Origin of the sequence: Alkalilimnicola sp. S0819 (assembly GCF_009295635.1) — a bacterium.
In the GTDB taxonomy this organism is placed as follows: Bacteria; Pseudomonadota; Gammaproteobacteria; order Nitrococcales; family WHIW01; genus S0819.
Window position 1 is genome coordinate 85010 of record NZ_WHIW01000009.1, and the last position, 24593, is coordinate 109602.

Genomic DNA, 24593 nt, shown 5'->3' on the forward strand with positions numbered 1-24593 from the left:
ACCCCGCGGTTCTTATGTCCCCGCGGCCAGGCGTGCCTTGCGCTCGCGCCAGTCCGGCAGGGCCTCGTCCATCAACGCATAGAAGCGCGGGCTGTGATTGAACTCCCGCAGATGGCACAGCTCGTGGACGATGACGTAATCGATACAGGCCAGCGGCTGCTTGATCAGTTCCAGATTGAGGTTGACCCGCCCGCGACTGGAGCAACTGCCCCAGCGGCTACGCATCCAGCGCAGACCCAGCTCGGGTAACGGAATGCCCCAATGGGCCAGCGCCCCATGGCAGGCGGCCAGCCGTTCGGCGAAGACCTGCCGGGCCTGCTGCCGGTACCAGGCGTGCAGCGCCTCACGCAAGGCCGCCGGGTCGTCCGGCCGGCGCAGCCGCAAGACGATGGCGCCACCGGTGAACTCGCCGCCCTTCGGCCCCAGCCGCGCCCGCAAGGGGTAGCGCTCTCCCAGGTACGGGTGCCGCGCGCCATTCTCGAAACGCAGCGGTTCGGGCCGTGGCCGGGCCTGCAGTTCAGCCTGTTTCCCCAGCAGCCAATCCAGCTTCTTCAGCAGAAAGCCTTCCGCCTCAGCGGCGGAGCATTGCATCGGCGCGCGCAGCTCCACCCGACCGTCGGGGTGCAGATACAGGCCGATGCTGCGCCGGCGACTGCGGCGCAGGGTGTAGTCGATGCGGTGTCCGTCCCGACGCAGGGTGCGGGTATCGCCACTCATGCTCAAATCACCAGCGGCGGCTCATCCAGCAGCGCCAGCTGCTCGCGCAAGGCGAGCACATGGTCCTCCCAGTAGCGCGTACCGTTGAACCAGGGGAAGGCCAGCGGAAAGGCCGGGTCGTGCCAACGTCGGGCCAGCCAGGCGGCGTAGTGCATCATGCGCAGGCTGCGCAGGGCCTCGATCAGGTGCAGTTCGCGCCGATCGAAGTCGTGGAATTCCTCGTAGGCCTCGACGATGTCCGAAAGCTGCAGGCTCATCTCCGCCCGGTCCCCGGAGAGCAGCATCCACAGATCCTGCACCGCCGGCCCCTGGCGGCAATCGTCCAGGTCGACGAAATGCGGCCCCTCGTCGGTCCAGAGGATGTTGCCCGGGTGGCAATCGCCGTGCAGGCGCAACTCGGCCACGTCCCCGGCCCGCTCGAAGCCCCGGGCAATGCCGTCCAGCACATCGCGACTGAGGCTCTCGTAGGCCTCGAGAATGTGAGCGGGCAGCCAATCGCCCTCCAGCAGATACTGCCTGGAGGCCTCGCCCATGTCGGCCATGCTCAGGGTCGGTCGATGCTCGAAGGGCCGCGCCGCGCCCACCGCATGAATACGCCCCAGGAAGCGGCCCAACCACTCCCGGTGCTCCGGCAGGTCCAACTCCGGACCGCGCCCCCCTCGGCGCGGGTAGCAGGCGTAGCGAAAACCGGCGTGCTCGTGCAGGGTCTCGCCGCCTACGCGCAGTGGCGCGACCACTGGAATCTCGTGACCCTGCAACGCCTCGGCGAAGGCGTGCTCCTCGCGAATCTGCTCATCGCGCCAGCGTTCCGGGCGGTAAAACTTCACCACCAGCGGTTGGGCGCCTTCCAGGCCCACCTGATAGACCCGGTTCTCGTAGCTGTTCAGCGCCAGCACCCGGCCGTCGCTGAGATAACCCAGGCTCTCCACCGCGTCCAGCACACAGTCCGGCGACAGGGCCTGGTAGGGATGTTCGGCTGTCTCGTTCATGAGCGCATGGTAACGCCTATTGCCCCGCCGGGCGCCCATGAAAAAAAATCCCCGGCCGAAGCCGGGGATATCCGAAGGGGGCAGCTGCCTGCCCGGAAGCTATGCCGGCATCCGCGTGCTCAGTTGCACTGCCCGGCCTCGAAGAAGCCCTGAGCGGTTTCCTTCACGTAGGTGTAGGAGCCCGCCAGGCCGCCCAGGGAATCATCGCCGCCCTGGGTGTAATAGCCACCGGAGTAGTAGGCGCGGCCATTCCAGTCATGGTTGTTGTTGGTGGTGTACCAGTCCTGGCAGACAAAGCCGCCGCCACCGCCGCCGCTACCACCGCCGCCGCTTCCGCCACCACAGGCGGCAGGCTTGGCGGTGAACCATTCACCGGCGGCCCCTTCGTGCAGGGTCACCTCGGACCAGGTGTCGAAGTAGTAGCCGATGCTCTTCGCATCCCCGGTGGTGATGGCGTAGAGATCGTAATTACCACCCTTGCTCGCACGACTGGCATCCAGATGCGCCTTGGGCGACGCGGTGACGCTGGCGCAGCTTTCCGCCGGGGCGTTCGGGTCGCTGACGATCACGGTGCGGGTCTTGCTCGCCACATTACCGCTGCTGTCTTCGGCCGTGTACGTGCAGTAGTACTCACCTACAGTGGACGTATCCACATCGCAGGCCGCGTTCACCGACAGGGCTCCGTCCTCCGGGTCCGTCGCGCTCGCCCCCGGGTCGCTGAAGCTGCTGTACAACGCCAGCTCCATCGGGTTGTCACCGCTCAGGGTGATCTGCGGTTTGCCGTTCGCCGGCGCGCCGCCGCTGCCGTCACGGGCATGGCGACTGAAGAAGTCCCAGACCAGATCCGGGTAGCTGGGCCCGCTTCGGCGGTTGTAAGCAGCCTCGCTGCCATCGGCACCCGCCACCCAGTAATGCCCATAGTCGCTGTCGCTGGTGTCCGGGGTTTCCAGGGGGCCATCGAAGAAGATGGTTTCCACCACCGAACGACTGCCCGGGTACCCATCCACGGTGTAGTACGCGTGGCGGCAACCATAGTTGCTCTGATAGTAGTATTCGCACGCCACCTCATCGGCCTTGCTGCCGCCGAACACCTGCAGATGCGCATCACGCATGTTGCGCCCGGCCGGTTGCTGGACCACGCAGTCCCGGTTGTTGGCCAGGACCATCAGCGGAATGGCGTAGGAATCATTCAACTCCCGCTCCATGTCGTTCACCGTGGTATTGATGGACTCCATGGTCGGGGAACCGTAGCAACCGGCCAACGACACCGAACTGGAGGTCTCACCATAGGCCAGCCCCGCCGCCGGCGCCGCCGCCGCCCAGTACTCGTTGTGGGTGACCGCGGCCACCATGGTCATGGCGCCACCCGAGGACAAGCCGGTGATGTAGCGGCGGTTGGGGTCGATGCTGTAATTCGACTCCACCTCCAGCCCGATCTGATGCAGATCCTCCGGCTCGCCCTGGCCTTCGTGGGTGTGCTGGTCGAACCAGAAGCCCCAGCAGTTCTCGCTGCGCATGCCGTCGTAACTGGTAATGAAGGGGGTGACCAGAATGAAGCCGTAGCGATCGGCCGCCTCCCGCATGCCCCAGTCATCCACGTCGTGATGATCCTGCACACAACCGTGCAGCGTCATCACCATGGGTGCCGGACCACTGAGGTTGTCGGGCACATACACCTTGTATTGGCGATCCCGGGAACCGGAATAGGATTTGGCGCTGAACGTATAGGTATCGGTGGTAGCCGCCATCGCGTCCGGCACGGGCCCCATCAAGGCCGGTGCCAGCAGCAAGGCCAGCATGCTGCGCAATAGTGTTTTCATCTCTCTCCCCCTTGGCCGGGTTGTTGCCATTGTTTGCAGGCATGTGGGGGGGCGGAACCTCAAGCTTTCGCCCTGCCGTCTTTCTTGTTCTTTTGTTGCACCCACGAATTTAAAACTAGTTCACACTTCCCCTGCCGTCACGACGCAGTGCAGCAGTGTCGCTGCAGCGCCCCAGGGGCGTTGAACCGGCACTGCAATTGCCTGAGAAAAACGCTCGGCGTATGCTGCCTACTGACCGGGATCTTGCGGGGCTGCCGTATGCGCGGCAGAAGCCTGGCCTTGCCCTCAAGCGAACGGCCATTGCAGCGCGCCCCACGGCGCTTTCAGATAACCGGAGCCAGCTGGGCGGCTCCGGGTTGAAGAGTGATCCTGGACCATGAAGTCGATTTACGTAGGCAACCTCCCCTTCAGCGCCACCGAAGACGAGGTGCGCGACCTGTTCGCCGCCTTCGGCGAAGTACAGAAGGTCAACCTGATCAATGACCGGGAAACCGGCCGCCCCCGCGGTTTCGGTTTCGTGGAGATGGACGACGCCGATGCGGAAAGGGCCATCGAAGCACTCAACGGCCAGGACATGGGCGGCCGCCCCCTGCGCATCAACGAAGCCCAGCCCAAGCGCCCCATGGGCGGCGGCGGCCATCGCCGCTTCTAAGGCTCTCGCCGGTCGGGTCACGCCCGGCCGGCGCTCTCCCGCACTCCGCTTCCGCTACACTAGCGCCTTCCCGGCGAAACCCCGCCTTCGCCACCCCCTACCCACGCCCAGCGAGCCGACACCGTGTTGATACAACTGCAGAACGTTTCCCTGAGCTTTGGCGGCCCCGCCCTGCTCGATCAGGCCGATATGGTCATTCAGCCCGGCGAACGGGTCTGCCTGGTGGGGCGCAACGGCAGCGGCAAGTCCTCGCTGATGAAGCTGGTGGCCGGCGAATACCGCCCCGATGGCGGCGAACTGCGCCGCCGCCCCGGGCTTGTGCTGGCGCAGCTCCCCCAGGACGTGCCCGCCGGGCTGCACGGCCCGGTATTCGACGTGGTGGCCCAGGGCGTGGGGGAGTTGGGCGAACTGTTGCGGGAGTACCACCGGCTGAGCCAGGCGCTGGCCGCCGGGGAGACCGATGACAAGACCCTGGCCCGGCTGGAGCGGGTGCAGCACCAACTGGAAGCCCAGCAGGGCTGGGAGCTCACCAGCCGGGTGGATGCGGTGCTCAGTCGCCTGGAGCTGGACCCGGAGGCGGATTTCGACAGTCTCTCCGGGGGCATGAAACGCCGGGTGCTGCTGGGGCAGGCCCTGGTGCGCCAACCCGACCTGCTGCTGCTCGACGAGCCCACCAACCATCTGGACCTGCCCGCCATCGAGTGGCTGGAAGGCTTTCTGCGCGAGTATCAGGGCGCGCTGCTGTTCGTCACCCATGACCGGCGTTTTCTGCAGCGGGTCGCCACCCGCATCGTCGAGCTGGACCGGGGGCGGCTGAGCAGCTGGCCGGGGGATTACCGGGCCTACCTGGACGGCAAACAGGCCCAGCTGGACGCGGAAGCGCGCCAGCAGGCGAATTTCGACAAGAAGCTCGCCCAGGAGGAGGCCTGGATACGCCAGGGCATCAAGGCCCGACGCACGCGCAACGAAGGTCGGGTGCGCGCCCTGAAGGCCATGCGCGAGGAGCTGCGCCAGCGCCGGGAGCAGGAAGGCCGAGCGGAGTTCGGGGTGGGCGAGGCGGAGCGTTCCGGGCGGCTGGTGGCCCAGGCCGAGCATCTTTCCTTCGGCTACGAGGGCAGGCCGCTGATCCGCGATTTCAGCGCCACCATCCTGCGCGGCGACAAGATCGGCGTCATCGGCCCCAACGGCTCGGGCAAGACCACTTTCATCCGCCTGCTGCTGGGCGAGCTGGCCCCGGACAGCGGCCAGCTCAAGCTGGGCAGCCGCCTGGAAGTGGCCTACTTCGACCAGCTGCGCAGCCAGCTGGATCCAGAGGCCAGCGTGCTGGACAACGTCGCCGGCGGCAGCGAGCAGGTCACGGTGAACGGCCAATCCAAGCACGTGATCAGTTATCTGCAGGATTTCCTGTTCAGCCCCGAGCGCGCCCGCCAGCCCGCCAAGTCACTCTCGGGCGGCGAGCGCAATCGCCTGCTGCTGGCCAAGCTGCTCACCCGCCCGGCGAATGTACTGGTGCTGGACGAGCCCACCAACGACCTGGACGTGGAGACCCTGGAGCTGCTGGAGAGTCTGCTGCTGGAATTCCAGGGCACGGTCATCGTGGTCAGCCACGATCGCAGCTTCCTCAACAATGTGGCCGGGCGCATCTTCGCCCTGGAAGGCAACGGCCGGGTGGGTGATTACGTGGGCGGCTTCGATGACTGGCTGCGCCAGCGCCCCGCCCCGCGTGCTACCGGCAAACCGCCCGCCACCCCAAGGCCCAAGGCCAGCGCCCCGCCCCGCCCGCCCGTGCAGGAGGCATCGCGGAGCCGGAAATTGAGCTACAAGGAGCAGCGGGAGTTGGAACAGCTGCCCGCGCAACTGGAGGAGCTGGAGGCCCGCCTGGAGGAGCTGCGCGAGGCGTTGGCCGACCCGGCGCTGTATCGGGACCAGGCCGATCGGGTGCCCGCCCTCACCGCCGAACTGGAGCGCACGGAACAGCGCCTGGAGACGGCTTTCAGTCGCTGGGAAGAGCTGGAAGCCGCGTCTTCGTAGCAGCGCCCCCGAGCGTGAACCGGCGGGAAAGACCATCGCGGCCAAAAGCCGCTGCGGCAGCGTAACGACTCTGCACCAGAGCGGTTCACCCGGGAAACACTATCCGGTATAAATGGACCCCATATCTCTCAGTGCAGGTCGGGGCGCGGCGATTACGGCGCGGCGGCCGCCCCATAACGGATAACAAGACCTATCGTGCGTGAACGCCTGCTGATAACCATCACCGACTACCGCGGCGCTCGGCACTACACCCTGCGTCAGGTGGTCAAGCATTACGCCCTGGCGTTGGCCCTGGCGCTGGTCTCCACCCTGGTGGCCGGCGGCGGGCTGATCTACTGGTTGCAGGGGGAAGTCGCCGAACTGGCCCAGTTGCGCGAGCGCACCATGGAGGAGTACGCGCTGCTGGTGGAGGAATACGAGGGCGCCCTGCAGACGGTTGAGCAAAAGGACGACATGCTCACCCAGATGAACAACGAACTGGGGCATATCGAAGTGGCGCTGGGCCTGCAGCCCACCCCCGGAGCCGACATCAACAGCCGCCTGGATGCCGCCAGCCAGACAGCCCTGGAAAAGGTGCTGATGCTGCAGAACGTGCCCAGTGGCTGGCCCATTCCCGATAGCGCCATCACCAGCCGCTTCGGCTACCGCACTCACCCGGTCACCAAAAAGCGCGCCTTTCACGGCGGCATCGACCTGCGGGCCAGGAAAGGCACCCCAGTGCTCGCCACCGCCGACGGCGTGGTGGAATGGGCGGCCTTCCACAAGAGTAGCGGCTACGGCAATCTTGTGATGCTGCACCATAATTTCGGCTTCAAAACCAGCTATGGTCATCTGGACTCCGTGGCCGTGAAACCCGGCGATTTCGTGCGCAAGGGCCAGCTCATCGGCCATTCCGGCAACTCCGGGCTGAGCAATGGCCCGCACCTGCACTACGAGATTCGATACATACACCGGCGCCTGGACCCGGTGGCATTCATAAAGTGGAGCCTGGAGAACTACGAAGGGCTTTTCGAGAATGAAGGACACGTGAAATGGGACGCGCTGGCAGAAGCCGTACGGGAGCGCCTGGCCATTCAGGGGCAACGCTTATCGCTTCGGGAGACCAATTCCGCGGAGAACTGAGCGGGGACGCCGCCCTGGTGGTGGAGGGCCGCATCGAGGGCCACGTCAACCTCACCGAGGATATCCTGATCGCCCGGGGAGGGACGGTGAACGGCGAGCTCCGGGGCGACCGGGTGGACGTGGCCGGTTTGCTGCGGGGCGAGGTCCACTGCGGAGTGCTGAACATACTGCCCGAGGGCCGGGTGGAGGGCACCGTCCTGTGCGAGCAATTGAGCATCGCGCCCACCGGGGAGTTTCGCGGCCAGCGTCGGGCGCCGGGCCTGAAGCTCCCCCTGCTGCCGGGCCAGCCCCACGCCGAGTCTGATGACGCCGCCCCCTGACAAGCCGAGAACCTCCTATGGCAATGTTGCGCAAATCCCGAAAAGACAAACCTCGCGCCGCCGGCGCCACCATCATCGCCAGCGGCTGCCGCCTGGTGGGCGACCTGAACGTGGAAGGCACCTTGCACGTGGATGGCACACTGGAGGGGGCGATCGTCACCGCGGGCGATGTTTCCATCGGCCACAGTGGCTACGTGGAAGGTACCATCGCCGCGGAACGCCTGCTGGTCAGCGGCGAGATCCGCGGCCGGGTGGACTGCGCCACCCTGGAGATCGTTGCCAGCGGCAAGGTCTACGGTGAAGTGGCCAGCGAGGGCTTCGTGATCGAGCCGGGCGGTCAGTTCGTCGGCGAAAGCGTGGCTCGCGGCACGGTGCGCGCCGCGCTGGAGCAGGAGCAAGCCGAATCGAACCACAGCGCGAGCGCGCTGGCGCCCGCCACGGAGGAGAGCAAGCCGACAGCCACGGAAACCGAGCCGGCCGCCACGTCGAGCCGCTAACCGCACCGAACCGCTCGGCGAAGAGAAAGGCTCTCCCGCCGGCAGCCGGCCCATCGGCGGCCATGCCTTGGGGAACCTGCGCGCTTCCCTACCCTCCAAGGAAGCAAGCCCATTGCTAAGGAAGACAAGCGCAACCATGCAAGCCAGACTCACCTATCGCAGCCCCTCCAACCCCCTGCTGCGCCTGGCCGCCGGGGCGCTCGCCCTGATCGGACTGGCGACGGCGGCCGTGCTCGGCCTTTTCCTGCTGGCCGCGCTCATCGGGTTGGGCGCGCTGGCCGGGCTGCTGATCTACCTGCGCCTTTGGTGGCTGCGTCGGCAGATGCGCCGACAGGACACCGATGAGCAGGGAGCGACCCACGAGGAGCGGGTGGTGATCGAGGGCGAATACCGCGAAGTCCACCGTCAGGCCGACAAGTCATAAGCCCGCAGCGGCTAATGCTCTATTCGCCTAAGAACAGCCCTGGAGACCCGCGCCCAAAAGGCTATCTTTAAAAGTGTTGCGCCCGCATTACACGGACGCCCACGGCGGCTGGGGCGCAGCATTTCCCAACGTTACAGCTATGTGAGGATAGCCATGGCGCACCGGAAGCACGGCAGTCACCTGCTCAGCAGCGAAGACCTGGACGCCCTTATGGACAGCTCCGACTACCACGAGGCACCCCCCAGCGCTGCCCGAGTCGATGCGGCCGAACGATCAGAACAAGAGCATGAACCCCATGCCACTCACCAGCCGTTCGCGACGCTCAAGGAGATGTTCACCCAGCCGCGGCACTGAGCCGCCGCTACGGCGGTCGGCGCCCAGGCGCCGACCGCCCCGGTCCCGCCACCCCGCATTCCCCGCACGCCGCCGCTTCTGGGAGAGGCTGATCGATTTCCACGGACCTCCCCGGGAGCCCGCCCCGTCCCGGCTCCCGCCAGGGCCGCGCGGCAAAGCGAGCCCGGTGGTTCAGTGTTGCCTCGGTACATGCGAGAATACCGCTTTTCCGACAACAGATTGGCTATGGAAAACGATCATTTATCCGAAGTCGCCTTCGACTCCCTGGGCCTGACCGAAACGCTGCAGCGCGGGCTGCGCGATCTGGGCTACACCCACTGCACGCCCATCCAGGCCCAAAGCCTGCCCATCGCCCTGCAGGGGCGCGACGTGGCCGGCCAGGCGCAGACCGGCACCGGCAAGAGCGCAGCCTTCCTGCTGGCCACCATGCATCACCTGATGGAAAACCCGGTGGAGGAAGACCGGGTCGGCCCCTGGGCTATCATCATCGCCCCCACCCGGGAGCTCGCGCTGCAGATCCACAAGGATGCCGAGCAGCTGGGCAAGCACACCGGGCTGAACTTCGCCGCCATCTACGGTGGTACCGGCTACGAGCAGCAGAAACGTCAGCTCGAGGAAGGCGTGGATGTGATCGTCGGCACCCCCGGGCGCATCATCGATTTCTTCAAGCAGGGCGTGTTCCATCTCAAGGACATCGAGGTGGTGGTGCTGGATGAGGCCGATCGGATGTTCGATCTGGGCTTCATCGACGACATCCGCTTCCTGTTCCGCCGCATGCCGCCGCCGGAAAAGCGCATCAACATGCTCTACTCGGCCACCCTCTCCCACCGGGTGATGGAGCTGGCCTTCGAGCACATGAACGACCCCACGGTGATCAAGGTGGAAGCTGAACAGGTCACCGCCGACCGGGTGGCCCAGAAGCTCTATCACGTCACCAAGGACGAGAAGATTCCGCTGCTGCTGGGCGTGCTGAAAAGCCACGACCCGCGGCGCAGCATCGTCTTCGTCAACACCAAGCGCGCCGCCGAGCGGGTGACCGCCTACCTGGACGGCAACGGCCTGGAGGCCGCGGTGATCTCCGGGGACATTCCGCAGAAAAAGCGCGAGAGCCTGCTGAAACGCTTTCAGGCCGGTGAACTGCCCATTCTGGTGGCCACCGACGTGGCCGCCCGCGGCCTGCACATTCCGGGCGTCACCCATGTGATCAACTATGATCTTCCCCAGGAGGCCGAGGACTACGTGCACCGCATCGGCCGTACCGCCCGGGCGGGCGAGAGCGGCGATGCCATCAGTTTCGCCGACGAGGAATACGTGCATGCCCTGCCCGATATCGAGGCCTATATCGAGCAGAAGATCCCCTCGGAAATCGCCACGGCCGAGATGATGATCGAGCCCAAGGCACCGAAATTCCAGCCGCGCAGCGGCGGCGGTGGTCGGGGCAGCAACCGGGGCTCGGGAAACCGCGGCGGTGGCAACCGCCGGCGCCGAGCCTGAACCAAGGAAGGTAGAGAGGACACCATGTTGCACGACCCGCTCACGCAGCTTCCCGGCCGCACCCTGTTCTCGGACCGCCTGGAGCAGGCCCTGGCCCTGGCGGCGCGGCGCAAGAGCCGTGCGGCGATCATCGCCCTGGAGGCCGCCGACTTCGATCGGCACTTCGACACCCAGCGCCTGTCCGGTCAGGCGCTGCTGGAGTTGAGCCGACGCATCCAGAACGATCTGCGCCTGACCGACAGCGTATGCCGCCTGGAGGGTGCGCGCTTCCTGGTGCTGCTGCCCGATGTGGGCACCGTGGAGGCGGTGGAGGCCGTGGCCGAGGAGTTGCGTCTGCACATGGCTCGCGAACTGAGCGTTGAGCAGCGCCGGGCGCGGCTCGTGTGCCGTGCGGGCAGCGCCGTCTTCCCCGAGGACGGCGACGCCGAGCGGCCGCTGGTGGACAAGGCGCTGCAGCGCCTGCGCGGCCAGGACGTCGCGGATTGATCCCTGTAGGCCTGTGAGCCCTCGGCCACCGAGCCTGCTCCGCCTGCACCCCCGTCAGGCGCCGCTGCTATTGGGCCTGCTCACTCTCGCCCTGGGCCTGTTCCTGCTCGGCATCAGCCTGCCCGCCATGGAGGTGGAGAAGCTGCTGCTGGCCCGACACAGCTACTCCATCATCGGTGGCCTGTTGAGTCTCGCGCGGGAAGGGCACTGGCTGCTGCTGGTGCTGCTAGGCGGCTTCAGTCTGTGCCTGCCGCTGTTGAAGATCCTGCTGCTGGGCTGGCACTGCCTGCGCCCGCCCAAGGAAGCCGGCCCACTGCTGCGCTGGCTCGACCGCCTGGGGCGCTGGTCCATGCTCGATGTCTTTGTGGTCGCATTGCTGGTGGCCATCGTGCAATTGGGCTTCATCGCTGAAGTCACCCCTCTCCCCGGCATTTACGCCTTCGCCGCCGCGGTGCTGCTGACCATGGTGGTATCGGCGCGGCTGCGCCGGCTGGTCACTCAAGCCTCGCAAGCGGGGGTGTAAAAGGCGAAGCCACCCGGGCCGGTGCGGCGTGAATACAGCATGGCGAGACGGGCCCGCGCCAGCAGTGGCACGGCCGTGTCGCCATCGTCGGGGTAAAGGCTGATACCCAGGCTGGCCGACAGCTTCAGCTTGCCCCCTGGCATGGGCACGGGATGCAGCAGCGCTTCACGCACCGCGTTGGCCAGGCGGCTGGCATCCGCCGGATGCCGCAGGCGCGGCGCCAGCAACACGAATTCGGCCCCGGCGAGGCGCGCGCAGACATCGCTCTCGCGCACACCGGCGCGGATGCGCGCCAAGGCCTCTTGCAGGAGCCCACCCTGCCCCCCGTCGGGCCAGTCATCGAAGGCCAGATACAACAGCCCCACGCGCAGGCCCTCACGCCGCGCATAGCGCAACTCCCAGGCCAGAAGTTCGTGCAGCAAGGCTTCGTTCGGCAAGCCGGTGAGGCGGTCATGCCCCGGCGTCGCGACGGGGGGCGATTCAGGCCCGGGAGGCGTGTGCATCCGCCAGTTGCTGACGGCCCTGGGCCAGCAGCCCCTGCATCCGCTGCAAATCTTCCCGCGCCGCGGGCGCCAGGTCCTGCTGCAGCGCCTGAGACAGCGCCTGCGCCAGCGCCTTTTCCCCCTCTTCTCGGGCCGCGAGCAGGGCTTCCGGGGCGGAACCACCCAAGCCGGCACGCAGGCGCTCCTTCCAATTCTGCAGCACCTCCCACTCCGGGTCGGGCACACTGGGCATATCGCCCAACTCCCGCAGCCGCCGCTCCAGGCGCTCCGCCCAACCCTGGCGTTCCTCGGCCAATCGCAGAAACAGCTCGGCAATGGCGGACTCACCCAGCAGTTGCGCATCGTAACGATACCGATCAGCGGCCTCCCGGCAGGCCACGATCAGCTCGTCCAGAGCCACCTGTTTGTCCTCGCGCCACACTCCGCACACTCCCCTTGCCCTTGACCCTCCATTGGAACTAAGGCCCCCGCCGCTGGGGTGCAAGACGCCGGCTCGGCTCAGGCCTCATCCCGCGAGAGCAGAAAGTGGGTGCGGGCCACGGCGATCAGGCGCGCCGGGTCATCCTGCCAGGCCTCCACGGTCACATTCGCCACCCGCTGGCCCTGGCGCAACACCTGACAGCGGGCGAAAGTGTCCCTGGGGCGCCCCGGACGCAGGTAGTCGATGGTGAAGTCCACCACCTTGGGCAGCACGGTGCTCTCCAGGTTCCACATCAGCTGCAGGATGGCGGAGTGTTCCATGAAGGCCGCGATCACCCCGCCATGCAGCGCCGGCACCTGGCTGTTGCCGATATTCTGCTCCCGGTAGGCCAGACGAAACAGCAGGCCCTGCTCGTCTTCGTCGAAATCCATGCCCAGCAGGCCGGCGTAGGGCACCATCTCCACCACGGCCCGGTAATCGCGGCGCGCCCGCGCCTGTCGAATGAACGCCACGAACTCCCTCATGTGCGCGCCTCCTCCGGCCGGGCGCCGGTGCGCATGAAACTGCTCATGCTGGTGGCGACCGGTTGCTCCGGGTCGTCCTGATAGGCCACACAGCGCACAAAGGCGATATTGCGGGTGACCCGATAGCACTCCGCCAGCGCGTAAATCGGCGCATCCACGCTGGCCGCGCGCAGATGGTCCACCCGCAGATCCAGCGTCGCCACCGGCTCGGGCGTCTCCAGGCTGACGAAAGCGGCAGTGCCGCTGGTCTGATCGATCAGGGTGGTGAGCACGCCACCGTGTACATACCCGCGATACGGGTCTCCCACCAACTCGGGGCGGGGTTGTATGCGGGTAAGCAGCTTGCTCTCCCCCACGTCCACCACTTCCATGCCCAGCACCCCGGTGTGGGGGATCTGGTCAAAGAAAGCTTCCACCGCCGCGCGCCGGGCTTCCACGCTCTGGCTCATGGCTGTACCTCATTGTTTGTGACACGCGTATCCTAATGGGTACCGCATGATATTGCGACGCAGCATCCTGCCATGAACTACCTCGCGCACCTGTACCTCGCCGACGACGAGCAGAGCCTGATCGGCCATCTGCTGGCGGATTTCGTGCGCGGGCGCGTGGAGAACCTGGATTACCCGGCCGGGGTGCTGCGGGGCATACGCCAGCACCGGGCGGTGGACAGCTATACCGACAGCCACGCGCTGGTGCTGCGCAGCCGGCGCCGGTTCAGCCCGGGCCGACGACGTTACGCCGGTATCATCGTGGATGTCTGCTACGACCATTTCCTGGCCCGCCATTGGTCCCGCTTCGCCGCGGCGCCGCTGCCCCGATTCTGCAAGGACAGTTACCGGGTACTGCGTGGGGCGCGCCCCTGGCTGCCTGAGCCCCTGCCTGGCGTCATCGCGCGGATGAGCGCCCACGACTGGTTGGGCGGGTACGCGGAACTGGAGAACGTGGACCGCGCGCTGCACGGCATCGCCGCGCGTTTCCGCCGCCCCACGCCGCTGGCCGGCGCCATCGATGAGATCAGTGCCCACTACACGGCGCTGGAGGCGGACTTTCTCGGGTTCTTCCCGCAGCTGCGCCAGTTCATGGCCGGCACGGCCGTCACACCCCCGGGCTCTTGAAATGCGCGGCCGGGACGGCCATGGTGGAAGGCACCCACAGGCGCGAAACGAGGTATGCCCGGATGGCTGACCCACGCAAGCCGGAAGATGCCAAACCCGAGGAACACGACCAGGTGGACGAGAGTTCCGAGGAATCCTTTCCCGCCAGCGACCCGCCTTCCTGGACCCCCACGGATCACACGGGCGCGCCCCATGAGCGGGAAAGGAAGGACAAGAAGGATTAAGGAGGCGGCGATCGCGCCCCATGGGCCTCCAGGCGACGCCCGTACGCGGCCAGCAAGCGGGTGCGCAGCGCCCGATCCGCCTCGACCGGCAATGTTCGAAAGCGCAGGCCGAGCAACAGGCTCGTTTCCAGCTCGCCCGGTGGCACGCCGGGCGCCTTTTCCACCCGCGCCAGTTCGGCGCGCACCAACCACTGCCCCGCGCCGTGCAGTTCTAGACGCAACCCGCCCAGGTACTGCCCGGTGCGGAGCACGCGCATCATCGGGCATGTCAGCTTTACCCACAGGGCAGCGCCATCGGCGGAGACATCCTGCAGGGCCTCGCCATGAAATCGCCCCAAGGTGTCGATCAAACGGATGCCCGCCGGGCAAACGGCTCGCGCCCCCCGCTCGGGGCCACGACAGTCGATCACCCGCGGTCTCTCCAGACGCCAGGGCCCGGCTTGTGCGCCATCCAGAGGCACATCGAACTCCAGACGGTGATCTCCGTGATCCACGCACAGGCGGGCCGGCGCGCCACGCAGCCAGCCCGGCAAGGCCTCGGGCGCGCGGGCGGCGTCCGCCGCGCCACTGGCCGTGGCCACGGCGTCCGGTTCGGCGAACAGGCCGCGCAGAAAATCCAGCTCCTCCGCGGATAGGCTGGCGCTATGGGTTTTAGCGGCTTTCATGCTCCCGGGTGTGGGGGCGGGGCCAGGAAATAAAAGGTTTGCTCAGTTCTAAGACCGCGACCACTGTGCGGGGGCTGGGGCTGACCCGGCGGCTGGCAGAAAGGCCGATAGGGATCGTGCCAAGGCCCGGGAGGCGCGCAAAAAAAACCGGGGAAGAACCCCGGTTGAAGCGGGTCTGGAGCGACCCGAGCGGGAGGTCCGTTCACGCGCTGCCAAATACCCAGCGACGTCTATCCTGTTCCAGCAACAGGAAACCGGCGGCGCCCGCCAGCACCAGCGCCGCCAGCACCTGAAACATGATCTGATAACCGTAATACTGCGCCAGCGGTCCCATGAGAAAACCAAAGCCGCGAAAACCCACTTCGTAGAGCATCGCCAGTGTGCCGCTGGCCTGGCCCTGGCGCGCGCTGCCCATGCGCAGCAGCACCATGGCATTGGCCGCCGGGAACAACAGCCCGTAGCTGAGCCCGAACAGGATCGCCACGCTCACCGCGCTGACCGGGCCGCTGATCCCCTGCAGCAGCAGAATGGCACCGGGCAGCCCGATCATGCACAACAGCAGCAGCGGCTCGCGCCCTGGCTGATAGATCCGGCTGCCCAGCAGCAGCCGGGCCAGCGCCACGGTCAGCAGGGTCGCCGTGAGGAACCAGGCACTGTTGATGGGCAGCGTCACCGCGCCGCTCTCGAACAGGGCATCGAAATAGGTGGGCACGAACTGCAGCACCATGCCGAAGGCCCCGCCCAGCACCAGGATCAGCGCCAGCACCCCGAGCACGGACTGCTCCATCGCCACCCCGTCGGCCAGCCCGGCGCCGGCGGACACCGGGGCCTCCTGCGCCGCCGGGCGCACCTGATGAAGCAACACTACGGCCCCGCCGATGAGCACGGCGGACAGCAAAAAGAAGGCCGCCCCGCCAAACCGCGTCAGCACCAGCGCACCGACGAAGCTGCCCAGAATATTGCCGCTTTGCACCACCACCGTGAAATAGGCCACGCCCTGGGCCTTGTATTCCGCGCTCAGGCAGCGAGCCACCAGGGTGAACACGGTGGTAAACACCAGGGCATGCCCCACGCCACCCAGCAGCCGCAGCGCGTAGGCCAGCACCCCCACCTGCTCCACCGCCATGAAGCCCAGCTGGCTGATCAGCGTGATCACCAGCCCCAGGGTCGCCAGTCGCCGGGGCGGCACCCGGTCCGCCAGCCGGCCCACCAGGGGCGCGAGTATCAGGAACGGGATCAGCGGAATGCCTACCAGCCAGCCCAGTTCCTGTTCCGTCGCACCCAGGTCGCGCAGGTATTTGGGCAGCAGCAGCAAAAAACTCAGGCCACAGAAATACCCCCCCGCCGTAAGCAGCAGAAACAGATAATTGCGCCGTTGATCAGGGGCCAGTGCCTTGAGCATGCATTTCCTCCGTGGGAGTTCCCCACACTAGCGGCGGCCATGTTATAAAGCCAATCCATATTGGTGATGAACTTTATTTGCCTCATGAATCTTCGCAGCGTGGATTTAAACTTGCTCGCGGTGTTCGACGCCATCTATACCGAGCGCAACATCACCCGCGCCGCCGCCAGCCTCGGCATGAGCCAGCCGGCCCTGAGCAATGCCCTGGGGCGGTTGCGCAAGCTGCTGCAGGACCCGCTTTTCGAGCGCAACAGCAAGGGCGTTAGCCCCACGCCCCGAGCACGCCAGCTGTCCGTGCCCATCCGCGACGCCTTGAATCTGATTCGCAATACCCTGAGCGAGCAATGGCTGTTCGACTACGCCCAGGCCGAGCACCGTTTTACCGTGGCGATGAGCGACTACAGCGAATCGGTGCTGTTGCCACCGCTGATGGACTGGCTCAGCAAGCTCGCTCCCGGGGTCAGCCTGCGCACCGTGCCCATTGTGGAGCGCACCCTGCCCGCCGCGCTCGCCGACGGCGAGGTGGATCTGGCCGTGGGGCACATACCCTTTCTGGATGAGCATTTTCACGCCCAGCGCCTGCTGGATGAGCAATTCCTTGCCGTGGTGCGTCAGGATCACCCGGAAATTCGGGACCATCTGAGCCTCGCGCTCTATACCCGCTATCCGCACATCATCGTCACGCCCCGCAGCAGTCGCGGGCCACTGGTGGACGCCGCACTGCAGGCGCGGGGCTTGAGCCGCCGCATCGCCCTGGAACTGCCGAACTTTCTCTCTATTCCGGTGTTGCTGGCGCAGACCGATTTCATCAGCAACCTGCCCCAGCGCGTGGCGCGCAGCTATGCTCAGTTGATGAATCTGCGACTGCTGGAGCCGCCGGTGTCCATCGGCCAGGTGCATATGCAGCAGTACTGGCACGCCCGCAGCGAACACGACCCGGCCAGCCGCTGGCTGCGTCGGGCCGTGGCTGAAATCTGTCGAAGGATATGAACATGAGCCGCATCCAGTGGGCCTATCTGGGCCTCGCCGCCGCCGCCCTGTTCTGGGCCGGCAACGCCATTGTCGCCCGTGCCGTGGTGGACCTGATCCCGCCCATTACGCTGGTGTTCTGGCGCTGGGTAATCGCCTTTCTGGTGCTCAGCCCCTTTGCCTTGGGGGCGGTGATCCGTGACCGGCGCCTGCTGCTCGCCCGCTGGCCGAAGCTGCTGGTGCTGGCGGCGCTCAGCGTGGGCAGTTTCAACGCCTTTCTTTATATCGCCGCCCAGACCACCACGGCGATCAATATCACGCTGTTCAACGCCACGGTGCCCATGCTGGTGGTGGCGCTGGCCTGGCTGCTGCAGGGCCAGCGTCCGCGGTTGCTTGGCATGGTGGGCATCGTGCTGGGCTTCGCGGGGATACTGGCCATCGTCAGCGGCGGTGAATGGCGGCGCGTCGTCGGCCTGTCGCTGAACGGGGGGGATTTGTGGATGCTCGCGGCGGTGGGGGTCTGGGGCCTCTACTCGGTGCAGCTTCGACAATACGGCGCGGGGCTGCATGCGCTGTCCCTGCTGTGGGCGCTGATCCTGCTGGGCCTGCCCATGCTGCTGCCCTTCTATGTCTGGGAGCTGTGGAGCAGCGGGCCGCTGGAGTGGCAACCGCCAATACTCTGGGCCTTCCTGTTCGTCGGGATCTTCCCCTCGCTGCTGGCCTATCTGTTCTGGGCCCACGGGGTTCGGCAAGCGGGGCCTTCCCGGGCCTCGCTGTTCATCTACCTCATTCCGGTGTTCACCACGGTGGTGGCGGTGCCGGTGCTGGGCGAGCAATTGCTATGGCACCACCTGGGCGGGGGGCTGCTGATCCTCGCGGGGCTGTGGCTGGCGAGCCGGCGCTGAGCCCGCTCAGCAGGCTTCCCAAACCGGCCTGATGCCCGCAGGCAGCGGCGGCAGGCGGCCGAGCTCCACGAAAGGGTTGCCCGGGTGGTGGAAATCACTGCCCACGGAGCCCATCAGGCTGTACTTGTGACAATACCCGGCCAGCTGCTCGATCATGCGCGGCTGGGTGCGCCGCCCGGCCACCACCTCAAGGCCCACCCCCCCAGCCTCGACAAAGGCCTCCAGCACCCGGCGCAGCCAGGCGCCGGTGAAACCGTAACCCAGCGGGTGCGCCAGTACCGGCAAGCCGCCGGCCTCGCGAATCCAGTCCAAGGCCTGCGCCATGGGCACCCATTGGGCGCGCACATAGGCCGGTCGGCCGCGCTTGAGGTAACGCTTGAAGGCCTGCTCGGCATCCGGCACATGGCCCGCCGCCACCAACGCCCGAGCGTAATGGCTGCGGGTCAGCGCCGCCTCGCCGGCCACGGCGCGCGCCGCCTCAGTCGCGCCTTCAAGCCCGCAACGCTGCTCCAGCCGGCGCCCTATGGCTTCGCCACGTGCCGCCCGCAGAGCCTGCAATCGGGCCAGCCCCTCCCGCAGCACAGGCGTGTCCGGGTCCATATTCAGCCCCACCACGTGCAAGGTGCGGCCGCGAAAATCCACCGACAACTCCGCGGCCGGCAACAGCCGGATGCCCTCGCGCCGGGCCTGTTCGGCGGCCTCGGGCACCCCGTCCATGGTGTCGTGATCGGTCAGCGCCAGCAGCTCCACACCCTCGCCGGCGGCCCGCCGGACCAGTTCGGCCGGCGCCAGCGTGCCGTCGGAGGCGGTGGAGTGACAGTGCAGATCGATGCGCGGGGGCATGGGCAGACGGCCTCAAGTTAATTACAGTATGCGGATGGTACCTGCCGGGCCCTACAAGAAACACCGACAAGGCGCACAGCCACCCCATGTATGAAGCCTATTTCGGCTTAAGCGAGCATCCCTTCTCGCTCTCGCCCAACCCGCGCTATCTGTATCACAGCCCGCGTCATCGGGAGGCGCTCGCGCACCTGAGCTACGGCATACAGCAGCGCGGCGGCTTCGTGCAGCTCACCGGCGAGGTGGGCACCGGCAAGACCCTGCTTACCCGCGCGCTGCTGGAAGAGCTGCCGGGCAATGTGGAACTGGCCCTGATGCTCCAGCCCAGGCTCAGCCCGCTGGAGTTTCTCGCCGCGCTGTGCCGGGAGCTGGACATCCCCCTGCCCGAGCGCCGCCACAGCATCCAGGCCCTGGTCAGCGCCCTGCACGAATACCTGCTGGAGAACTACGCCCGGGGCCGGCGCACGGTGCTGTTGGTGGACGAGGCGCAGAACCTCAGCCCCCAGGTCATCGAGCAGGTGCGCCTGCTCACCAACCTGGAAACCCATCAGGAGAAGCTGCTGCAGATCCTGCTGGTGGGCCAGCCGGAACTGCGCGAACTGCTCGCGCGCCAGGATATGCGCCAGGTCGCGCAGCGCATCACCGCCCGCTACCACCTGGAACCGCTGAGCGCGGCGGAAACCCGCGACTATGTGCGCCATCGCCTGGCGGTGGCGGGGGTGACCCGCCCATTGTTCGGGCGCTCGGCGCTGTGGCTGCTGCACCGGCTGAGCGGCGGTGTGCCCCGCCTGGTCAATGTGATTGCCGACCGTGGTTTGCTCGGCGCCTATGCCCGCAACGAGAGCCTGGTGAGCCTGGGCACGCTCTGGCGCGCCGCCCGGGAGGTGCGCGGCGAATGGCGCAAGGCTCGTCTGAAACCCGGCCTGATCGTGGCGGCTGTGGTGCTGGCGCTGGCCGCGGCCCTGTCGTTGCCCGGCCTCGCCCCCGAGTCCCAGGCACCCCGAGCCGCGCCCACCGCGAGCCAGGCGGCCATCGCCGCCGCGCCCGCGGCGCCCGCCACGGTGCCTGACACTGAAACACCGCGCCGTGAGCGCGCCACCGCGCCCGGCCTGGCCGAAACACTCAACGGGGCCGCCGCCGCCACCGGCCTGGAGCGCGCCTTCGCCACCGTGGCCGAGCGCTGGGGCCTGGCGTACCCGGCAAGCGCCCAGGGCGCCCCCTGCGAGAAGGCCGCCCAAATCGGCCTGCGCTGCAGTTATCTCAATGCGGACATGAATTCCGCCCTGCGCCTGAACCTGCCGATGATCATCCGGCTCAGCGATATGCGCGGCCGCCCGCACCATTTGAGTATTATGGGCGCGGACGGGGAGCGCATCCGACTGAATCTGGACGGAAACGAGCTGGAGATTCCCCGCCAGCTGCTGCGCCGGGTCTGGCCCCGGGAACATCTGGTGCTCTGGCGAGCGCCGGCGGGCATCGATGGAATCTTGCGCACCGGCAGCCGCGGCGAGCAGGTGCGCTGGCTGCGCCGGCAGTTGGACAGGCTTGAAGGCATTAGCTCCGGCTCCGTGCCGAAGGAGTTCGATGCGGCGCTGGCGGAGCGGGTACGCCGCTTCCAGCGGGACAATTACCTGCACATCGACGGCAAGGTGGGGGAAAACACCCTGATGCACCTGCTGGGCGCGGTGGCCGCCGACGATGTGCCGCAGCTCGGCGGGAGGCACTGACCGTGTCCTTTATCCTGGACGCCCTGAAACGCTCCGAAGCGGAGCGCCACCGCCAGCAGCCGCCGGCGGTGACCGGCCCGGTACTGGCCGACCCGCCGACGCCCAGGCCCCGCAACTGGGCCCCCTGGCTCGCACTGGTGTTGTTGATCAATGCGGTGCTGCTGGGCGCGCTGTTCTGGCCCAGAGGCCCCGACGAGACGAGCAGCGCCCCGGACCCCGAACCGACCCTGCGCAGCGCGCCCCAGGCCACCCCACCGACCCCGGCAGGCGCCGCGGCCGAGGCACTGCCGCCATCCCGCCCCGGCGCGCTGGCCGATGAAGCCGGCTATGGGCGGCCGGCCACCCGCTCGGCGGCACCAATTGCACCCCCCACGATGGCCGAACCCGGTGGCGAACCGGTGCCGGCTGCGCGCGCGCCATCCGCGGCTTCCCAAGCCCGGCCCGCGCGCCCCAAACCGCCCCCGAGTCGCACGGAAACGACAGCTCCGAAACAGGCCCAGCCACAGCGCCACGCGCTGCCCGCTCAGGCTTCGGCCGAGGCGCCACTGCTCAGCGAACTGCCCCAGCGCGTGCGCGCGGGCATTCCTCCGATTCCGGTGAATATCCACGTTTACGCCCCGGAACCGGCCAGCCGTTTCGTGCTCATCGACATGCGCCGCTACACGGAGGGCGACACCCTGCACAACGGCCCGCGCCTGGAGGCGATCACCGCCGACGGCCTGGTGCTGGAGCACCAGGGGCGGCGATTCCGCATTCAGGTACGTTGAGGGGGTTGCCGGTTCTCGGCGCGATACGGGGCGGGGGATGGCGGCGCCTGCTCAGGCATCAACGCCCTGCTCCCGGATCACCTCCAGGAAGGCATCGCCGTAGTCGGTCAGTTTCTTCTCGCCCACGCCATTGAGCAGCCGCAGCTGCTCGTAGGTATCCGGGCGGTACTCGACCATCTCCATGAGAGTGGCGTCGTGGAAGATCACGTAGGGCGGCACGCCCTGCTCTTCGGCCAGCCGTCGGCGGCAGGCCCGCAGGGCGTTGAACAGCCGCTCGTCGGCCGGGTCGTCGAAGCGGGAGCGCAGGTCGGCGCCACGTTTGCGCGGCGCGCGCGCCGGGTCCTTGCGCAGTTCCAGCGTCTCCTCGCCACGCAGCACCGGACGGCAGGCCTCGGTGAGACGCAGGCTGCCGTGGCCGTCCAGGTCCACGCTGAGCAGGCCGCGGGCGATGAGCTGGCGGAACACCGAGCGCCATTGCGCGGCGTCCATGTCCGAACCCAGGCCGTACACGCTCAAACGGTCGTGGCCCAGGCGGCGAATGCGGTCATCGTCCTTGCCGCGCAGCACATCGATCAGGTAGGTCACGCCGAAGCGCTGGCCGGTGCGGTAGCAGCAGGACAGGGCTTTCCGGGCGGCCTCGGTGCCGTCCCAGGTCTGCACCGGCTCCAGGCAGGTGTCGCAATTACCGCAGGGCGCAGGGAGCGTGTCGCCGAAATAGCTCAGCAGGCTCTGGCGGCGACAGCCGGTGATCTCGCAAAAGGCCAGCATGGCTTCGAGCTTGTGCCGCTCCACCCGCTTCTGGGTCTCGTTCGCCTCGGAACCGTCCATCATCTGGCGCAGGGTCAGCACGTCCTGCAGGCCGTAGCTCATCCAGGCATTGGCCGGCAGGCCATCGCGGCCGGCGCGGCCGGTCTCCTGGTAGTAGGCCTCCAGGCTCTTGGGCAGGTCCAGATGGGCGACAAAACGCACATTGGGCTTGTCGATGCCCATGCCGAAGGCGATGGTGGCCACCATCACCACACCGTCTTCCTTGAGAAAGCGCTCCTGGTGACGACGCCGGACCTCGGCGTCCAGCCCGGCATGATACGGCAGCGCCGGCCAGCCCTTGCCGCGCAGCCACTCGGCCATGGCGTCCACCTTCTTGCGCGAAAGACAGTAGACGATGCCCGCATCGCCCTTGTGCTCGGCGGCCATGAAGCGCAGCAACTGGTCCCGGGCATTCTGCTTGCGGGTGACCCGGTAGCGGATATTGGGCCGGTCGAAGCCGCCGATGAACTCTTCCGACTGCTCCAGGCTCAGGCGCTGGCGGATCTCGTGGCGGGTGCGCTCGTCGGCGGTGGCGGTGAGCGCCACCCGGGGCACGGCGGGAAAGCGCTGGGCGAGCTCGGCGAGCTGCAGATACTCGGGGCGGAAATCATGCCCCCACTGGGACACGCAATGGGCCTCGTCGATGGCGAACAGCGCCAGCTCGCAGCGCTCCAGCAGGGCCAGGGTGCGCGGGGTGAGCAGCCGCTCGGGGGCGGCGTAGAGCAGATCCAGCTCACCGCTGCGAGCCTGCTCCTCCACCTCGCGCTGCTCCTCCAGCGACAGGCTGGAGTTGAGGTAGGCGGCGCGCACGCCAGCCTGGCGCAGGGCGGCCACCTGATCCTGCATCAGCGCGATCAAGGGTGACACCACCACCCCCAGCCCCGGGCGCAGCAGCGCGGGGATCTGGTAGCACAGGCTCTTGCCGCCGCCGGTGGGCATGATGACGAAGGCGTCGCGGCCACCCGCCACGGTGTCGATCACCGCCTGCTGCTGGCCGCGGAAGGCTTCGTAGCCGAACACCCGGCGCAGGATCTGCTGGGCGGTATCGGGGGTGTCGGCGGTGTTTTCCAGGGCGAGGCTGGGATCTGGGCTCATGGCGTGGATTCCGTGACGATCAGTGCATTACCCCCGGCACGCGGGACGGGCCCAAGCCTACCGTAGACAGGCTGATGGTAGCGAGTACACAGGTTGGGGCGGCGACACCCGGCTTCCACCGCGTATGAGGTTACGGGTGTACGGATCGGGGTTCTCCCTGAACTTCTCGGCGAAATCCGGGTGCGCCCTGACGCTTTCGACGATGTTCAAAAACTTCACCCGCTGCTCTTCCGGCGTCGCGCTCCCCCCCTGAAACCAGTGTTCGTTAAAGCTGCGAATTCGGCGATGCGCCAGATGAAGGAAACGAGCTTGTTGTGGGAGGCTTGGTCCATGGCCGGAGGGTTTCCGTAACGCGGTGTGGGGTGGGGTGGTCGTTTAGCTGCCAGGGCACGAGCCATACTAGCGAACGGCTTGTGCAACACGAACCGGGGTGCTCGAACCGGCCAGCGCTGGCTCAGGGGCTGTCGGATTCTGACAAATCTTCGACTAGGCAAGATTGATGAGAGACACTGGTCAGCTGTCGTCACCTCATAGAGATGGCTGTGTTCGTCTGATTTCAGTCAGGCGCTCCCGCAGGAAGGAGGTTGAGCTTTATGAAAGCTAAAGCCTTCGACAAAAAATTTGAGCAAGGTCAGGAAGATATTGTTGATGATCTGGGCCTGCCCTCTGCTCGCCGCGTCAATCAGGAACAAAAACGAATCAATGTCGATTTCCCGGCCTGGGTTGTTGAATCATTGGATCGCGAGGCTGCAGCATTGGCGTTACCCGCCAATCGATCATCAAGGTGTGGCTGGTAGAGCGTCTTGAAGCAGGTTCTGCTCTGAGGAAGAGCTGAATCGTCCGCACTGAAAAACTCATCTCGGTTTAGAAGGAAAAGCATTGGGTCGGGGCTGTTACGTTACGGTAGTGTCGATTCTGTGGTGGGTGCGGTTTGGGGCGGCCCACGATTTGGCCCCGGCTCCGCCGGGGCTCCCCTCGCTTCTCGCCGGAAAGGGGCGAGCAGCCAAACTCGCTGCGCTCAAACAGGCTGCTCGCTGATCCCTTTCCGGCTGCGAGGCTCGGCTGCATCGACGTCCGCCCCAAACCGCACCCACCACAGAACCCCCATCTGTCGGCGCAGCCGAGCCCCGGGGGGCTGAGCGGATGAAGTGGAGCGCTGTCTGAGCGAAGCGAGTTCGCGGAACGCCGCTCAGACCGAGG

27 protein-coding genes and 2 pseudogenes are annotated in these 24593 nt (G+C 67.0%); 18 read left to right on the forward strand and 11 right to left on the reverse strand.

Annotation, left to right across the window (positions count from 1 at the left end; all coding sequences use genetic code 11):
* Positions 1–12 precede the first annotated feature (12 nt).
* The 3 genes from GBG68_RS09240 to GBG68_RS09250 all read right to left on the reverse strand — a co-directional run bounded on the left by GBG68_RS09240 (position 13) and on the right by GBG68_RS09250 (position 3526).
* Entirely contained in the window at positions 13–717 is a 705-nt protein-coding gene (locus tag GBG68_RS09240) for a M48 family metallopeptidase (protein ID WP_152146660.1), read from the reverse strand.
* A 2-nt stretch (positions 718–719) separates the two neighbouring features.
* On the reverse strand, positions 720–1706 hold the full coding sequence (locus GBG68_RS09245; protein ID WP_152146661.1) for a serine/threonine protein kinase: 987 nt from the start codon (positions 1704–1706) through the stop codon (positions 720–722).
* A gap of 119 nt (positions 1707–1825) precedes the next feature.
* On the reverse strand, positions 1826–3526 hold the full coding sequence (locus tag GBG68_RS09250; RefSeq protein WP_152146662.1) for a PHB depolymerase family esterase: 1701 nt from the start codon (positions 3524–3526) through the stop codon (positions 1826–1828).
* 376 nt (positions 3527–3902) lie between these two features.
* Between GBG68_RS09250 and GBG68_RS09255 the strand changes: the two genes are divergently transcribed.
* The 10 genes from GBG68_RS09255 (at position 3903) to GBG68_RS09300 (ending at position 11429) form a co-directional block, all read left to right on the forward strand.
* Positions 3903–4178: an RNA recognition motif domain-containing protein gene (locus GBG68_RS09255; RefSeq protein WP_152146663.1), complete on the forward strand. Its 276-nt coding sequence runs from the start codon at positions 3903–3905 to the stop codon at positions 4176–4178.
* A 123-nt stretch (positions 4179–4301) separates the two neighbouring features.
* The gene (locus tag GBG68_RS09260; RefSeq protein ID WP_226801756.1) at positions 4302–6209 is read left to right on the forward strand and encodes an ATP-binding cassette domain-containing protein; all 1908 of its coding nucleotides are present in this window, start codon (positions 4302–4304) and stop codon (positions 6207–6209) included.
* A 195-nt stretch (positions 6210–6404) separates the two neighbouring features.
* Complete coding sequence (locus GBG68_RS14670) at positions 6405–7331, forward strand: M23 family metallopeptidase (RefSeq protein WP_152146664.1); 927 nt, start codon at positions 6405–6407, stop codon at positions 7329–7331.
* Positions 7332–7348: 17 nt separating this feature from the next.
* Positions 7349–7651, forward strand: a complete 303-nt coding sequence (locus tag GBG68_RS09270) for a bactofilin family protein (RefSeq protein WP_264297987.1) — start codon at positions 7349–7351, stop codon at positions 7649–7651.
* A gap of 17 nt (positions 7652–7668) precedes the next feature.
* Complete coding sequence (locus tag GBG68_RS09275; protein ID WP_152146666.1) at positions 7669–8148, forward strand: bactofilin family protein; 480 nt, start codon at positions 7669–7671, stop codon at positions 8146–8148.
* 136 nt (positions 8149–8284) lie between these two features.
* Entirely contained in the window at positions 8285–8572 is a 288-nt protein-coding gene (locus GBG68_RS09280) for a hypothetical protein (RefSeq protein WP_152146667.1), read from the forward strand.
* A gap of 153 nt (positions 8573–8725) precedes the next feature.
* The gene (locus GBG68_RS09285) at positions 8726–8926 is read left to right on the forward strand and encodes a hypothetical protein (protein WP_152146668.1); all 201 of its coding nucleotides are present in this window, start codon (positions 8726–8728) and stop codon (positions 8924–8926) included.
* Between the two features lie 225 nt (positions 8927–9151).
* Positions 9152–10420: a DEAD/DEAH box helicase gene (locus GBG68_RS09290; protein WP_152146669.1), complete on the forward strand. Its 1269-nt coding sequence runs from the start codon at positions 9152–9154 to the stop codon at positions 10418–10420.
* Positions 10421–10444: 24 nt separating this feature from the next.
* Positions 10445–10906 (forward strand): diguanylate cyclase domain-containing protein, encoded by a 462-nt coding sequence (locus GBG68_RS09295; RefSeq protein ID WP_152146670.1) that lies wholly within the window; start codon positions 10445–10447, stop codon positions 10904–10906.
* Between the two features lie 70 nt (positions 10907–10976).
* Positions 10977–11429, forward strand: coding sequence for a paraquat-inducible protein A (locus GBG68_RS09300; protein WP_193222279.1), 453 nt, complete (start codon positions 10977–10979; stop codon positions 11427–11429).
* On the opposite strand, the gene GBG68_RS09305 is transcribed toward GBG68_RS09300, so the two are convergent.
* The 4 genes from GBG68_RS09305 to GBG68_RS09320 all read right to left on the reverse strand — a co-directional run bounded on the left by GBG68_RS09305 (position 11405) and on the right by GBG68_RS09320 (position 13326).
* Complete coding sequence (locus GBG68_RS09305) at positions 11405–11932, reverse strand: GGDEF domain-containing protein (RefSeq protein WP_152146672.1); 528 nt, start codon at positions 11930–11932, stop codon at positions 11405–11407. The genes GBG68_RS09300 and GBG68_RS09305 overlap by 25 nt on opposite strands.
* Positions 11910–12353, reverse strand: a complete 444-nt coding sequence (locus tag GBG68_RS09310) for a DUF2383 domain-containing protein (RefSeq protein ID WP_193222281.1) — start codon at positions 12351–12353, stop codon at positions 11910–11912. Before GBG68_RS09310 ends, GBG68_RS09305 begins: the two co-directional genes overlap by 23 nt.
* A gap of 77 nt (positions 12354–12430) precedes the next feature.
* A complete protein-coding gene (locus GBG68_RS09315; protein WP_152146674.1) occupies positions 12431–12877 on the reverse strand; it encodes a PaaI family thioesterase in 447 nt (148 codons plus the stop codon).
* Positions 12874–13326: a PaaI family thioesterase gene (locus GBG68_RS09320; protein ID WP_152146675.1), complete on the reverse strand. Its 453-nt coding sequence runs from the start codon at positions 13324–13326 to the stop codon at positions 12874–12876. The genes GBG68_RS09315 and GBG68_RS09320 overlap by 4 nt, the downstream gene beginning before the upstream one ends.
* 72 nt (positions 13327–13398) lie before the next feature.
* Here GBG68_RS09320 and GBG68_RS09325 point away from each other — a divergent pair, with 72 nt between their 5' ends.
* Both GBG68_RS09325 and GBG68_RS14175 read left to right on the forward strand, forming a co-directional pair.
* Positions 13399–13992 (forward strand): ACP phosphodiesterase, encoded by a 594-nt coding sequence (locus GBG68_RS09325; RefSeq protein WP_152146676.1) that lies wholly within the window; start codon positions 13399–13401, stop codon positions 13990–13992.
* Positions 13993–14054: 62 nt separating this feature from the next.
* Positions 14055–14216, forward strand: coding sequence for a hypothetical protein (locus GBG68_RS14175; protein WP_193222282.1), 162 nt, complete (start codon positions 14055–14057; stop codon positions 14214–14216).
* Here the strand turns inward: GBG68_RS14175 and GBG68_RS09330 are convergent.
* A complete protein-coding gene (locus GBG68_RS09330) occupies positions 14213–14881 on the reverse strand; it encodes a hypothetical protein (RefSeq protein WP_152146677.1) in 669 nt (222 codons plus the stop codon). The two genes, GBG68_RS14175 and GBG68_RS09330, sit on opposite strands and share 4 nt — an antisense overlap.
* Before the next feature lie 202 nt (positions 14882–15083).
* Positions 15084–16283 carry an MFS transporter gene (locus tag GBG68_RS09335; protein WP_152146678.1) on the reverse strand — a complete coding sequence of 400 codons (1200 nt, stop codon included), beginning with the start codon at positions 16281–16283 and terminating at the stop codon, positions 15084–15086.
* Positions 16284–16367: 84 nt separating this feature from the next.
* On the opposite strand from GBG68_RS09335, the gene GBG68_RS09340 reads away from it, so the two are divergent.
* Together GBG68_RS09340 and GBG68_RS09345 are read left to right on the forward strand one after the other, a co-directional pair.
* Entirely contained in the window at positions 16368–17273 is a 906-nt protein-coding gene (locus GBG68_RS09340) for a LysR family transcriptional regulator (RefSeq protein ID WP_193323669.1), read from the forward strand.
* Positions 17274–17275: 2 nt separating this feature from the next.
* A complete protein-coding gene (locus GBG68_RS09345; protein ID WP_193222284.1) occupies positions 17276–18157 on the forward strand; it encodes a DMT family transporter in 882 nt (293 codons plus the stop codon).
* 6 nt (positions 18158–18163) lie between these two features.
* On the opposite strand, the gene GBG68_RS09350 is transcribed toward GBG68_RS09345, so the two are convergent.
* On the reverse strand, positions 18164–19000 hold the full coding sequence (locus GBG68_RS09350; protein ID WP_152146681.1) for a PHP domain-containing protein: 837 nt from the start codon (positions 18998–19000) through the stop codon (positions 18164–18166).
* Between the two features lie 86 nt (positions 19001–19086).
* Here GBG68_RS09350 and GBG68_RS09355 point away from each other — a divergent pair, with 86 nt between their 5' ends.
* Entirely contained in the window at positions 19087–20724 is a 1638-nt protein-coding gene (locus GBG68_RS09355) for an ExeA family protein (RefSeq protein WP_152146682.1), read from the forward strand.
* A gap of 2 nt (positions 20725–20726) precedes the next feature.
* Positions 20727–21491, forward strand: coding sequence for a general secretion pathway protein GspB (locus GBG68_RS14675; RefSeq protein ID WP_152146683.1), 765 nt, complete (start codon positions 20727–20729; stop codon positions 21489–21491).
* 51 nt (positions 21492–21542) lie between these two features.
* On the opposite strand, the gene recQ is transcribed toward GBG68_RS14675, so the two are convergent.
* Positions 21543–23393: a DNA helicase RecQ gene (gene recQ, locus GBG68_RS09365; protein WP_152146684.1), complete on the reverse strand. Its 1851-nt coding sequence runs from the start codon at positions 23391–23393 to the stop codon at positions 21543–21545.
* Between the two features lie 480 nt (positions 23394–23873).
* Between recQ and GBG68_RS14420 the strand changes: the two are divergent.
* Positions 23874–23997, forward strand: a pseudogene (locus tag GBG68_RS14420) (BrnT family toxin); the annotation flags it as partial.
* A pseudogene (gene brnA, locus GBG68_RS09375) lies at positions 23987–24228 on the forward strand (type II toxin-antitoxin system BrnA family antitoxin). The pseudogenes GBG68_RS14420 and brnA, both read left to right, overlap by 11 nt.
* Positions 24229–24593 lie beyond the last annotated feature (365 nt).